The following is a 12531-nucleotide window of genomic DNA, read 5'->3' as shown; positions in this document are numbered from 1 at the left end:
CAAGCTTGTCGCGGGGCGGATCAAAAGATCGCGGAACGCGACCATGTTATCGGTGCGGACGCTTACGACCCGATGCCGATAGGGCTGTTCAGCCACTCACGCTCGAAGCCGACCAATTCCGTCATCCAATCGAGGGCGCCGAGCAGCCACAGCGTCAGGGCCACGATCAGCGCCGTGAAAACCCCGCCGAGGATCTGCACGATCGCGTGTTGGCGATGGAACCAGTCCATCACCTTGTCGTAGCGCTCCTTGGCGTAGGCCAGCAGCCGGCGGGCCCAGTCGAACTCGGTGGCCAGGATGCCCAACCCGACGAACACGATGGCCCAGCCCGGCCCCGGATACGGGATGGCCAGGATCCCCACACCGAGAACCGTGAGCCCGATGACCCCGACGACGATGCGGTAGACGAACTCGGCTCTGCGCCGCTCGCGCAGCCGGTCGCGCCAGCGCGCCCAGCGACGTTTGAGGCCCGGCTTCTGATCCGTCATGGTTGTCCCGGGTTCAGCTTCACGAACAGCGCGTTGGCTTCGGCCAGCACGTCTTCCCCGTCGAGCAAGCGTCCTGTGAGAAACATCTTGCGTCCGTCGACGCGGTCCACACCGGCGTCGACCTGCAATTCCGTCTCGATGGGCACGATCGCTCGGTAATCGACATGCAAGAACGCGGTGCGCTGGTAGAGGCTACGGGTGAGTTTGAATGCGGTGTAGCCGAGCAGCGAGTCGAACAGCTGCGCAATGCACCCGCCGTGCACGGCGCCGTTGCGGCCCAGATGGAAACGGCGGAAGTGCACGACGCCCGCGATGCGGCCGTCGTCGGTCTTCCGGTACTCCGCCGGGATGCCCAACACGCTCCCCCGGTTCGGCAGATCCATGCGGCGGCCCGCCGGCGACGACCACTCGTCGGTGTCGTACGGCGCGAGCAGTGCCGACACCTTCTCGATCAGGTCGGCGGCCTCGGTGATCACCTCGTCGGGCGCATCGGCGGCCCTGGCGTGGTCCTGCAGCGTCCGGACGGCTTCGACGAACCTGCCGTAGTCAGGTCCGCCGCGGGCGGTCGGCTGGATGGGGCTGAAATCGCCGCCGCGATGTTCCTCTGCGAATTCAGCTGCCGATTCTCCGGTCGTCCCCCTGCGCTTCGCGCGGGCGGTGCCCCCAGCGCTCCTGCTCTCCGTGCTCACCCGCTCACCGTATTGCCTGGCTCAACCGCTGGCGGACGCGGCTTTGCTCAGCGTCTCGAATTCGTCGTCGGACAGTTCGATTTCTGCGGCCGCGACGTTCTCGTCCAGATGCGCGACCTTCGAGGTGCCCGGGATCGGAAGCATCACCGGCGAGCGCTTCAGCAGCCAGGCCAGAGCCAGCTGTGACGGCGTTGCGTGGTGTTCGTCGGCGATGCGCTGCAGCGGGCCACCCGGACCCGCCAGAGGTCCCGCGGCCAGCGGGAACCAGGGAATGAACCCGATGCCTTCCTCGGTCACCTTGTCCAGCAGCGGTTCGGCGGTGCGGACGGTGATGTTGTACATGTTCTGCACCGACACGATGGTCGCGACCTTCTGCGCGGCCTCGAGCTGCTCGACGGAGACCTCGGACAGGCCGATGTGGCGGATCTTGCCTTCCTGTTGCAGCGCAACCAGTTCACCGATCTGGTCCTCGGCTGCGAACTTGTTGTCGATGCGGTGCAGCTGGAACAGGTCGATGGTGTCCACGCCGAGGCGGCGCAAGCTCATCTCGCATTCCTGCCGCAGGTATGCGGGGTAGCCGAGGACGGGCCATTCGTCGGGGCCGGTGCGCAACAGGCCGGCTTTCGTGGCGATGACGACCCCGTCGGCATACGGGTGCAGCGCCTCGCGGATCAGTTCCTCGGAGACATACGGGCCATAGGAGTTCGCGGTGTCGATGAAGTTCACGCCCAGTTCGACGGCGCGGCGCAGAACCCGAATGCACTCGTCACGGTCGGCCGGCGGGCCCCAGACGCCCTTGCCGGTCAAACGCATGGCGCCAAAGCCCAGGCGGTTGACCGTGAGGTCGCCGCCGATGGTGAAGGTTCCGGATGCTTGAGCGACGCTGTGGGTGGTCATTTTTTCGACCGTACGCCGCCGATGGCAAGGTGGCCTGGTGAAGCTGAGTGAGCTTGCGACCCTGCCATTGACCTATGCCGACGTCGGCGCCACCGCCGGGCCGCTGCCTGCCGGATACCACCACGTGCAGAAGTCGGCCGTCATCGGCCATGGCCGAAGCCGCTTCGTGGAGGCGGCCGAGGCGGGGATGCGGTGGGGCATGTTGCGCGGGGCTGGCCTGAGAGTCCAGGCGACGACCGAGCGTGCGGAGGTCGGTTCGGAGGTGATCGTGCAGCTGGGGCCGGTGAATGCGCCGTGTCGAGTCGTCTATGTCGTCGACGAACCTGATCGCCGCGGGTTCGCGTACGGCACATTGCCTGGCCACGCCGAATCGGGCGAGGAGTTGTTCCTGGTCCGCTATGACCCAGCTACCGACGAGGTGTATGCCGACGTGACGGCGTTCTCCCGCCACGCGACGTGGTGGAGCCGGCTGGGCTCGCCCGTCACGTCGGTGATCCAGCGGATCGTCACCGAGCGGTACCTGAAGGCACTGTAACGGGCAGCGCTTCCTGGGCGCCGGAGCGCGCGGCGACGTCGAGGTGGTACGACAGGATCGCCAGTGTGAACAACCCGATCGACACGTTGATCAGAGCTGCGAAGCCTTCGGTCGCGAAATCGACGAGCGCGTTGAGCAGCGTGAAGGTCAGCGCGGCATTGCGCAGTAACCGCAGCGGCCACACGCTGTCGGTGCGACGGCGGGCGATCATGGCAGGTAGCGCCATGCCCAGCGTGAGCGCGGCGCTGACCAGCAGTATCGCGGTTTCGACACCAACCCCGGCGAGCTCGAAGTGGACGCGGTCATCGTCGTAGACGTAGCCCCCGAGCCACACGCCGAGCGCACCGAGGGAGACGCCGAAGAACGACCCCACCACGATCAGCCAGCCCACGATCGGCACCCAGCGCGGGCTGCGCAGGAATCCGGGGACGAGCCGCAGCACGCGTTGCTGCGCCGCGTGGAGCCGGTCGGATGCGGAATCCACCGAGAGCAGGAGTGCCCTCACATGGTCGACGCGGTCGGGGTCTTCGTCGTAGGCGCGCGCGCGTTCGACCAGGCTCAGCCCGATCTCGCGCCGGCGGTCCGCCAGCCCGCGGGCAACCCCGTCGGCGGCCATCGCCGCCGCCGTCGCCAGGCATTCATGCGGGCTGAGCGGCCGAAAGTCCCGAACGACTCGGGTACCGACGAGGACGACCACCACCAGGACGTACATGATCTCGGCGGCCGGACCGTAGAAATAGTCGTTGTCTTTGGTGACGAATTTGCCGACCTCGTCGAGGAACAGCCCAAAGCCGATGCCGCCGAGGACGACGCACAGCGTCCGGGCGCCGAACCCGAGCATCAGCCAGCCGATGATCAGCGCAAGCATCATCAACGCGCCGCCATATAGCGCATGGGCGATATGTAGATCACCCCCGCCGATCTGCGGATACCCAGTCAACTGCAGATACAGCCGGGTGAGCAGGATGGTCGCGATCGCGACAATGACGAACGCTTCCGCGGCACTCGGGCCGATGGCACTGCGGGTGATCGCGCCGTGGCTGATACGACGTTGGTTGTCCATAGCTCCTCCGCCGTCGGCAGGGGTAGGTTTTAGGAACTTAGCGAATCACGAAAGCACGAGGATGACCACGGTGAACGATCCAGCCGGGGTGGAGGCGACCCACCGCCGAATCGCGGAACTGGTGCAGGACCTGTACGGCCGGCCGGATACCGATTCCGATACCGTCATCGCCGAGCTGGCGGAAAATGCGGCCGTCGAGATCCCGGGTGCCCAGTACGCTGGGATCACGGTCACCCGCAACGCCAAACACATCGACACCCCTGCCGCGACGCACAAATGGCCGATCGTGCTCGACGAGATTCAGCAGCGTCACCGGGAAGGACCGTGTCTGAGCGCGGCGTGGGAGGAAGAAACCGTTTACGTCGCTGATCTCGAGACGGATAAGCGTTTTCCGCTTTACCGTCGGGATGCGTTGGAGCGGACGCCGATTCGCTCGATCATGGCCTTTCAGCTGTTCATCGCGGGCGAGACGATGGGTGCGCTGAACGTCTACGCCGAGGAACCCAACGCGTTCGGGCCCGAGTCGAAGGTAATCGGGCTGATATTCGCCGCCCATTCGTCGGTGGCGTGGAATACCGCGCGGCGCGACGAGCAGTACAAGCGGGCGCTGGCCAGCCGCGACACCATCGGTCAGGCCAAGGGGATGATCATGGAGCGCTACAGCGTCGACGCCGTACAGGCGTTCGAGTTGCTGCGCAAGCTGTCCCAGGACTCCAACGTGCCACTGATCCAGATCGCTACGGAACTTGTCGAGAAAGCTCCGTTGAAGAGGTAGGTGGATTACCCAGCGCGTAGGTGACGGCGTTTTCGAAGCCGAACGTGCAGCCCTCCTGTCGTGCCGCCTCGAATTCATCTGGGTCGAGGCCCTCGCGGGCGCGACGATCACACTCGAGATGGAAGCCCAGCAAATGCGGCAACACGACCGTGGTCGCGCCAACGGCGCGACGAAGCGTTTCCGCGGCACCCGTCAACACTGCGGCACGCCGGTACTCCCTCTCCTCTGCGGCAATCCAAGCTAGCCCCTCCAGACAGGCCGCAGCCTGGCGCGGATCGTCGACGACATAGGTCAATTGCAACGCGTCCTTGAGCAACTCGGCCGCACGGTCGGGCCGACGGTGTCGCCACCAACCAATCCCCAAGGACCACAACGCATATTCGCGATACACCGATTCACCGTGGGATTCAGCGATGGCAAGCGCCTTCTCATGCCATAGAAGTGCCCGGCCGATCTCGCCGCGGAATTCCAGGGCCCAACCCAGCAATATCATCGCCGCGGCCCTCAAAGTCGGATCGCGCACCTCACCGAGGGCGGCTTCCAATCGTGCACAGGCAGTTTCGAATTCACCGCTGACCAGTGCGACCGACCCTTCGCTGATGGAGATCATCGCCTGCGCCTCCGGGTCGGCCATCTGCTCCACCAGAGTCCGCCCCTCCGCCACGCGAGCCTTTGCGACCGACATATCGGCTTGCAGGGCGGCGATCATAACGCAGCCGTACAACGCCTTGATGCGCTGTGCCGTTGGCGCAGAAGGGGTCGCCGCCAGCGCACGGTCCAGCCAGCGGCGCGTCTCGGTGAGCGCTCCTCGGGCGATGCCGAAGTGATGGACGGTGCCGGTGATGTCGAGCGCCGTCTGCGGCGAGTCGACCACGCTGAATTCAAGGGCCGCAAGGAGGTTGAGCCCCTCCCGCTCGAGCCGTTTCATCCAGTCGACCTGCCGCGGGCCGAACCAATCACCCGCCGCCTGGTTCACCAGCCGCCGATACCACTCCGCGTGCCGCCGTTGCAGCTCCGCGAGTTCGCGGCTATCGCCGATCCGCTCGCGGCCATAGTCTCGCAACGTCTCGAGCAACCGAAAGCGAACCGTGTCGCCCGTGTCCAGTCGTGTCACTATGGACTTGTCCACCAACGCCGAAATCAAGTCGACGATGCCATCGGGTGTGAAGTCGCCATTGCAAATATCTTCTGCCGCTTCGAGTTCGAAGCTGCCGGCGAACACTGACAGCTGGCCCCACAGCTGCTGTTCGGCCGGAGTACACAGGTCGTAACTCCAACCGACGCTCCAGCTCAGCGTCTGCTGCCGGGTCGGCGCGCTTCTGCTGCCGCGGGTGAGCATCGCATACCGGTCGTCCAACCGCTCCAGGAGTTGCTCAAGCGAAATCGCCCGCAACCGCGCCGCCGCCAATTCGATCGCCAAGGGCAACCCTTCGAGCTTGGAGCAAATCCGCGCCATGATGGGTTGCGTGTCTTCGGTCAGTTTGAAACCAGGTACGGCCGCAGCGGCGCGGTCCGCGAACAACATCACTGCGTCGCCGGTTGGCACCCCGTGAGGAATCGGTTCGGCGTCGGCGGACCGACACGCCATAGGCGATAGCCGCAGCACGGCCTCCCCGCCGATGCCCAACGCCTCTCGGCTGGTCGCCAGGATCCGAAGCTCCGGGCAGGCTCGCAGCAGTGTCTCGGTCACCTTCGCCGTCGCCTCGACCACCTGCTCGCAGTTGTCGAGGACCACCAGCAATTTCCGCGAGCACAGAAAATCGACCAGCACGTCGTGCAGCGGTCGCGCTGACTCGTCGCGCACACCCAGGCTCGCTGACACGACGTCTTCCAACAGGGCCCCGTCGTGCAGGTCACCCAGCTCGACGAACCACACCCCGTCGGGGGAATCTCGCCGGGCCTCGCTTGCGGCGCGCAGTGCCAGCCGGGTTTTGCCGACGCCGCCGATACCGGTCAGTGTCACCAGCCGGGAGGACGACAGCATACGTTCCACGGTCGACAACTCGTTGCGGCGTCCGACGAAACTGGTTAGCTCCAACGGAAGATTGCCGAGAAGATGGCGGGCGCCGGGCGCGACCACGCGTGGTTCAAGTCGCTCGGCCGCCGGTTCGGGCTGCAGCGCCAGTTCATCCACAGTGAAGCCAAGCCGCCGCTGTATCCGCTGGAATTCTTCACCTATCGACGCGGCGGTTGGTCGATCCTTGGGGTCATGGGCCATCGCCCTTTCGACGACCGTGGATATGTCGTCGGGAATGCCGGACTCGCGCAAGTCTGGCGCCGAATCACTGGCGATGCGCAGGAACTGCGCTACCAGTTGTTCACCGCTGCGGCGCTCGAAGGCGGCGTGTCCGGTCAGGGCGGCGAACACGGTAGCGCCAAGTCCGTAGACATCGGAGGACCGGCTTGGGGGATCGCCGGTGAGGGTTTCCGGTGCGGCGAACGCCGGCGAACCGGTGAAGGTGCCGGCAGCAGTCTCGAATCCGCCTGCGATGTGGGCGATTCCGAAGTCGCCCAATGCCCACTCGCCGTAGTCGGTGAGCAGTATATTGGCCGGCTTGACATCGCGGTGCAGGATTCCATGCTGATGAGCAGTCTGTAGAGCGGCGGCCATCTTCACCCCGAGCCGCACAACCTCGTCCAGGGAAAGGGCGCCATGCTGGCGGATCCGCGCATCCAGCGAACCTTGGCGGTGGTATTGCATCACTAGATACGGAAAACCGCTCTTCGTCTCGCCGACCTGCAGGACACCCACGATGTTCGGGTGGCCGGTGAGTCGACCCATGGCGCGTTGTTCGCGCAAAAACCGCTCGCGCTTGTCCTTCTCGTCGAGTTTGGCGTTCAACACCTTCACCGCCACCAAGCGGTCCAGCGCGGTCTGAGTGCACTTGTAGACGATGCCGAATCCACCCCGCCCGACCTCTTCGGCATAGAAGAAGCCAGCCGCGCTCAGCTCCGTGACGGCGGCCGAGCCGACGTCGCGCTGCGTCCTAAACGAGTCGCTGTCCATCATCGATTTCCTGCGATGTGACCGAGCATAGGCGTCCGAGCAAACGATCGGACGTTTTCTGCGGACCGTCGTGATTGGTCCCACCGATCGACGGCTGGCTCTCTGCCATCGAGCAGAGCCCCGGGGATGGCGAGTTGGCGGCCGGCGCCGCGCCCCGAATCTCCCTGCGATGCACACTAATCGGTTCCGACGCGATCAGATCGGACGGAACAACGCTGGTTGGCAGCGGTATACCGAGGCCGGGAATCGACGGCAGGCTCAGAGGTGGCGACGACACCAGATTGCTGACACCTGTGGCCAACGGGCCGGTCACTGGGTCTAATACCGGCGCCACGCTGACCGCCGAGGCTGCAGCGGTGCCGGGCACGTGCCGCGCCCGCGGCGGAATGAGGCTCGCAACCGATGTGACGCTGATCGCCTGCGCCGAGCATGCAGCGGGAACGGCAGGGACAGGTACGGCAGGAGGCGTAGCGGCCTGAGCTGCATTCGCAACAGGCACGTACAGGCACCGACGGATCATCCGCTAAGGCGCGTGCTCGTCGTGAACCCATTCGCTCGCCGCGGCAAGTCGCCGCATCCCGGCGGGCAACAACGTTGCCGGATTCTGGCGCCGTAGCCGAAGCGTGACAGATCCTTGACCGAATTGCTAAGGCGCACCTACACATCGAACCGCCCCAGTCCCCTACCATCTAATTAACACTGTTGTAATTTCGAAAGAATCGGAAGTCATGCGTGGGGTAGCTGTGTGTGTTCTTACCGCGATCGGGATCAATGCGACGGTGGCTGGATGGCCGGCCAACGTCAGCATGGCGGCGGCTAGTCAGTCGTATACGCCTCCCTCGGCGGCCAACCCGTTGTATGCCCCCGCAGTTGCTTCGGTACAACCAACTCGCGGGCAGGTCGTGGGGGTGGCGCACCCCGTTATGGTGAAGTTCAACTCGCCCGTCGCCGACAAGCGCGCGGCCGAGCGTGCCATTGACATCAAGTCGACGCCCGCGATGACGGGCAAGTTCGAATGGCTCGAAGACGACGTTGTGCAATGGGTTCCCGACCGATTCTGGCCGGCGCACAGCACGGTGGCGCTTTCGGTGGGCGGCATGTCAACGAACTTCGCGACGGGCCCTGCCGTCATTGGCGTCGCCAGCATCTCCGACCACACGTTCACCGTGACCATCGATGGCATCGACGCGGGACCGCTTTCTGAACTGCCGGCGCCGCACCACCGACCCCACTGGGGAAAGCCGGGAGTGTTCCCGGCTTCGATGGGTAGGCCGGAGTACCCCACGCCCGTCGGCACCTACACGGTCCTGGCGAAGGAACGCGACGTGATCATGGACTCGAGCAGCGTCGGCATCCCGGTAGACGCTCCCGACGGTTACCTGCTTGACGTGGATTACGCCGTCCGGTTCACTGCCCGTGGCCTTTTCGTGCATTCAGCTCCCTGGGCGATCAATTCACTCGGGTATGACAATGTCAGCCACGGATGTGTGGGACTGAGCACCGAGGACGCGGAGTGGTACTTCAACACGGTCAACGTTGGCGACCCGATAATCGTGCAGGAGAACAGCATCGAAGTTCCTCGCACAGTGTCGGGTTAAATCGGATTACGAGTCTCCGCACCTAGACAATGCGCGGGGCACGCGCCTCGATGTGGTAGTGGACGTGCACACCCTCACTGGCCGTGTGTCTGTGTCACCGATCGTCCCACGGTCTCGTGTGCTAACTGAGTTCCACTGCTGCTCAACGGTTTTGGCCCGGCGACGAGGATTACTCGTCGCCGGGCCAATACCGGATGGGCGTTGGAGGGCCGTCAGCCCGTAGGACCGGGCAGGATTGGCTGGCCAGCTACAGGCGCTCCGGCTGGCGGCGGAGCCGTCGGCACGCCCTTGCCGGTACCCGACATCTCCATGAGTGGAGCACCCACGGGCAGCGGCGCACCCACCGGCAGCGGAGCGCCAACGGGAACCGGCGGAACACCCACCGGAACGGGGGGCACGCCCACAGGAACGGGCGGCACTGGCGGAACACCCACAGGCACCGGCGGAACACCCACCGGAACGGGCGGCACACCGACCGGAACGGGGGGCACGCCCACAGGCACCGGCGGCACCGGCCCAGGCAACGCCATCGGAACACCCGCCATCTCATTGATTGGAGCGCTGGCGGTGCACACGCCCGCTGCCGGCGCTGCAGCAGCCGCATCGCCCGACGACGTCTGGATGCAGTCGTAGCCTCCGGTCAACAGCGGGACGGCCGCAGCGTGTGGACTCAACGCCATTGCGACCCCGCACAACCCAGCCCCAACAGCAACCACACTCACGGTGAATCGTTTAGAGATCGTCATCGACGTTGACCCTTCATTCGCGCCCAAACATTCCGTCTTCAAGCAATGCAGCAAGCCGCATGCGGTACCGCAGTCGCCTTTAGACGACCCCGTCAATTATCAGCGGCAAAATCGACCACGCGGCGCGCCGCACCGCACCGTTTCCAAATGGTGACGTTCGGCATGGTTGTTGTCCGCCAGCTGGGCTCGGCAGCGCGTTGTTCGAGTTTCGCGCGGCCCGAGTGTTGTCGACGCGAGCGCTGGGTGATGGCGATGACGGCCCCCAACTCGATGATCGACCAGGCATTTCTCGGTCGGTCGCATCGCTCTCCCCCAGCCTCGTTGCGCCTCGACCATCGGTCGCCGACACGCGGTCTACTGCCTTTAATCGAAGCGATACTTTCAAGATTGCCGACGCGAAAGTTGGGGCGTTACTCAACCGATGCCAACGAGAGCCGGAGCGGTTATCCGCAACCTGAGACTGTCCGCCTGACCGCCGATGCGACACGCCACGCATTCGGCGTGTATGCGGTGTTTCGACGCGTGCCACCTAGGGCATCACTGCCTCAGAGAATCCAACAAATTGCAGGGGTTGGTATGTCATGAGTCTCGAATCCAGGCCGGCCACGGACTCGTCGATCGGCGAGCTTATGAGTCAGCTGTCGTCACAGACGTCGCGGTTGATCCGCGACGAGATGCGCCTAGCGCAAAAGGAATTTCAGGAGTCGGCCAAGCACGCGGGGATCGGCGCAGGCCTGTTCAGTGTTGCGGGCCTGTTGGCGTTCTTCGGGCTGGCGACGTTCATTGCCGCGGCGGTAGCGGGGCTATCGCTGGTGATGCCGGTATGGGCGGCTGCTCTCGTTGTCGGGGTGGTGCTGTTCATCGCGGCAGGCATCGCCGCACTCGTCGGCCGGGGGCAGGCGCAGGAAGCCACGCCGGCGACGCCCAGAACCGTCGAAACCGTGAAAGCCGACATTCAAGAGTTGAAGGACGCCCGCCATGACCGGACCTAGTCCCCGTCCCGAGCCCGGCCCCGACGCCGGCATCGATGACATCCAGACGGACATCGAGCAGACCCGCAAGGAGCTCGGCCAGACGGTGGAAGCATTGTCGGCCAAGCTCGACGTGAAGGAGCGCACTAAGGAGAAGGTCGCCGAAACCAAGGAGCGAGTCGTCGAGAAGGCCGACACGCTGCGCCACACCGCCACCGATAACCCCAAGCGGACGGTGCCGGTGATGGCGATCGTTCTGATCGGTGCGCTTGCCGCCGGTTTCCTGTGGTGGAGGCGGCGGCACTAACTGACGCCTTGGCGTGCAACGAATTCGGCGCGATCCTTTTCTTAGAACGCGCATTCCAGTAATGTGTTGTCATGTTGCACACCCCCGAGAGGTGGACTCTGCGCGATCGCGGCCGCATTCTCGTCGTCCACCAGGACGGTGCTGGGCAAGTGCGATTGGAAGTTGACGGCCGACAGGTCGCAGAGAAGTCGGTTGGGGTACTCAACGACGTTACGTTCGACCTCGCCACCGTCGATGATGTCGAGCAGATGGTGCGGGTGTCGCGGGGCTTACGGAGCCGCCTGCGCCGGGCCGACCTTGTGGAGAAAGCCGCCGATGCCGTCGCCCGGCGTCCACTCCTGACGTCGTTTGTTCCACCCGAGGGCTCAAAAGCGCGGCGCCGCTATGACTTTCGCGAAGCGCATCCACGGCTGTACGCCGGCCGGCATGTGGCCATCGAGGTGGTCGTCATGCTCATCGGAGTGCTCGGCGTCGGCGCCTTGGTGAGTGCGTTCGCCCGCAGCCTGCTCCCGAGTATCAACTGGTCCTGGTTGCCCGACCTCCCGGACATCTCAGCGCCTGGATGGCTGCGCAACCTCGACCCGTTCTCATGGGTGGTGCGTCTTCTGCCCGACTGGGATTGGTGGGGCTGGCTGCCGGACATGAACCTGCCGTGGTTGCAATACGTCGCGCCGGTCGTGGTCGCGATTCTCATCGCCGGCGGCGAGGTCGAACGACGCAAGAAGCGTGCGAACCGCGAACGACAGACCAACTCAGCGAAATCCGACGATGCGGACGGTTGATCCCGAGCGGCACGCGGCACGGCGCGCACAGATTCTCGAAGGCGCCGCAATTGCCTTCGCGCAGAAGGGCTATGACAACACGACCGTGAAGGACGTCTACACCGCCGCCGGTGTCGGCTCGGGCACGCTCTTCCACTATTTCGCGGACAAGCGGGCGATCTTTCATGGCGTGCTCGAGGCCGACCGAGACGCGCTGCTGGCTGATCTGGCAGCCATCGACATCAGCGACGCCCGCGCAGGCCTCTGGGCTGTCATCGACCGGATGACCGCCGATCTGCGGGATCCGGCAGTCGGCTCGATGATGCTGGCGATCCTGGGCCAGCTCACGGTGGATTCCCGGGTGAGTGCGATTCTCGACGACGGCGACACCGCGGCGCGGGCGATGTTGACCGACCTCATCACGCGCCTGCAAACGGCGGGCGACGCGGATCCCGACTGGGACGCGGAGCATGCGGCGGAATGGGTGCAGTTGATGGTCGACGGTCTGTTCCTGCGGTGCAGTGACGCCGATTTCGATGCGGACCGCGAACTGTCGCGGCTGCGGATTGTTCTGAGCCGCGCGCTGCTACTCCGCTAGGCCGCGATGTGATTGAGGGTGGTCCCGACTGGGATCGAACCAGTGACCTTCCGCGTGTGAGGCGGACGCTCTCCCCCTGAGCTACGAGACCGGGGA

14 protein-coding genes and 1 tRNA gene are annotated in these 12531 nt (G+C 65.0%); 8 read left to right on the top strand and 7 right to left on the bottom strand.

Translation table 11 applies throughout. The features are described 5' to 3' along the window. Window positions 1-62 precede the first annotated feature (62 nt). The 3 genes from VFH65_RS06075 to VFH65_RS06065 form a co-directional block, all read right to left on the bottom strand. On the bottom strand, window positions 63-488 hold the full coding sequence (locus VFH65_RS06075) for a TIGR02611 family protein (RefSeq protein WP_353320251.1): 426 nt from the start codon (window positions 486-488) through the stop codon (window positions 63-65). Further along, window positions 485-1063, bottom strand: a complete 579-nt coding sequence (locus VFH65_RS06070) for a PaaI family thioesterase (RefSeq protein ID WP_353320274.1) — start codon at window positions 1061-1063, stop codon at window positions 485-487. The genes VFH65_RS06075 and VFH65_RS06070 overlap by 4 nt, the downstream gene beginning before the upstream one ends. Window positions 1064-1198: 135 nt before the next feature. After that, complete coding sequence (locus VFH65_RS06065) at window positions 1199-2074, bottom strand: aldo/keto reductase (protein WP_353320250.1); 876 nt, start codon at window positions 2072-2074, stop codon at window positions 1199-1201. Window positions 2075-2111: 37 nt separating this feature from the next. Between VFH65_RS06065 and VFH65_RS06060 the strand changes: the two genes are divergently transcribed. After that, the gene (locus VFH65_RS06060; RefSeq protein ID WP_353320249.1) at window positions 2112-2609 is read left to right on the top strand and encodes a DUF1990 family protein; all 498 of its coding nucleotides are present in this window, start codon (window positions 2112-2114) and stop codon (window positions 2607-2609) included. Here VFH65_RS06060 and VFH65_RS06055 read toward each other — a convergent pair. Further along, the gene (locus VFH65_RS06055; RefSeq protein ID WP_353320248.1) at window positions 2581-3672 is read right to left on the bottom strand and encodes a hypothetical protein; all 1092 of its coding nucleotides are present in this window, start codon (window positions 3670-3672) and stop codon (window positions 2581-2583) included. The two genes, VFH65_RS06060 and VFH65_RS06055, sit on opposite strands and share 29 nt — an antisense overlap. A 61-nt stretch (window positions 3673-3733) precedes the next feature. Between VFH65_RS06055 and VFH65_RS06050 the strand changes: the two genes are divergently transcribed. Continuing rightward, window positions 3734-4447: a GAF and ANTAR domain-containing protein gene (locus VFH65_RS06050; RefSeq protein ID WP_353320247.1), complete on the top strand. Its 714-nt coding sequence runs from the start codon at window positions 3734-3736 to the stop codon at window positions 4445-4447. On the opposite strand, the gene VFH65_RS06045 is transcribed toward VFH65_RS06050, so the two are convergent. Beyond that, the gene (locus VFH65_RS06045) at window positions 4410-7457 is read right to left on the bottom strand and encodes a protein kinase domain-containing protein (RefSeq protein ID WP_353320246.1); all 3048 of its coding nucleotides are present in this window, start codon (window positions 7455-7457) and stop codon (window positions 4410-4412) included. The genes VFH65_RS06050 and VFH65_RS06045 overlap by 38 nt on opposite strands. 71 nt (window positions 7458-7528) lie before the next feature. On the opposite strand from VFH65_RS06045, the gene VFH65_RS06040 reads away from it, so the two are divergent. Further along, on the top strand, window positions 7529-7933 hold the full coding sequence (locus VFH65_RS06040) for a hypothetical protein (protein ID WP_353320245.1): 405 nt from the start codon (window positions 7529-7531) through the stop codon (window positions 7931-7933). A 249-nt stretch (window positions 7934-8182) separates the two neighbouring features. Beyond that, a complete protein-coding gene (locus VFH65_RS06035) occupies window positions 8183-9052 on the top strand; it encodes a L,D-transpeptidase (RefSeq protein ID WP_353320244.1) in 870 nt (289 codons plus the stop codon). Between the two features lie 212 nt (window positions 9053-9264). Here the strand turns inward: VFH65_RS06035 and VFH65_RS06030 are convergent, their stop codons facing one another. Then, on the bottom strand, window positions 9265-9798 hold the full coding sequence (locus tag VFH65_RS06030) for a hypothetical protein (protein ID WP_353320243.1): 534 nt from the start codon (window positions 9796-9798) through the stop codon (window positions 9265-9267). Window positions 9799-10379: 581 nt separating this feature from the next. Here VFH65_RS06030 and VFH65_RS06025 point away from each other — a divergent pair. The 4 genes from VFH65_RS06025 (at window position 10380) to VFH65_RS06010 (ending at window position 12435) form a co-directional block, all read left to right on the top strand. Then, window positions 10380-10790 (top strand): phage holin family protein, encoded by a 411-nt coding sequence (locus tag VFH65_RS06025; RefSeq protein ID WP_353320242.1) that lies wholly within the window; start codon window positions 10380-10382, stop codon window positions 10788-10790. Then, window positions 10777-11076, top strand: a complete 300-nt coding sequence (locus VFH65_RS06020; RefSeq protein WP_353320241.1) for a DUF3618 domain-containing protein — start codon at window positions 10777-10779, stop codon at window positions 11074-11076. The genes VFH65_RS06025 and VFH65_RS06020 overlap by 14 nt, the downstream gene beginning before the upstream one ends. Before the next feature lie 71 nt (window positions 11077-11147). Then, window positions 11148-11858 carry a hypothetical protein gene (locus VFH65_RS06015; protein ID WP_353320240.1) on the top strand — a complete coding sequence of 237 codons (711 nt, stop codon included), beginning with the start codon at window positions 11148-11150 and terminating at the stop codon, window positions 11856-11858. After that, a complete protein-coding gene (locus VFH65_RS06010; protein ID WP_353320239.1) occupies window positions 11845-12435 on the top strand; it encodes a TetR/AcrR family transcriptional regulator in 591 nt (196 codons plus the stop codon). Before VFH65_RS06015 ends, VFH65_RS06010 begins: the two co-directional genes overlap by 14 nt. 19 nt (window positions 12436-12454) lie before the next feature. Here the strand turns inward: VFH65_RS06010 and VFH65_RS06005 are convergent. After that, a tRNA-Val gene (locus VFH65_RS06005) sits at window positions 12455-12526 on the bottom strand. Between the last annotated feature and the right edge of the window lie 5 nt (window positions 12527-12531).

The sequence above is a fragment of the Mycobacterium sp. genome, from assembly GCF_035697385.1.
In the GTDB taxonomy this organism is placed as follows: domain Bacteria; phylum Actinomycetota; class Actinomycetes; order Mycobacteriales; family Mycobacteriaceae; genus Mycobacterium.
This window is presented reverse-complemented; position numbering and strand designations above follow the sequence as displayed.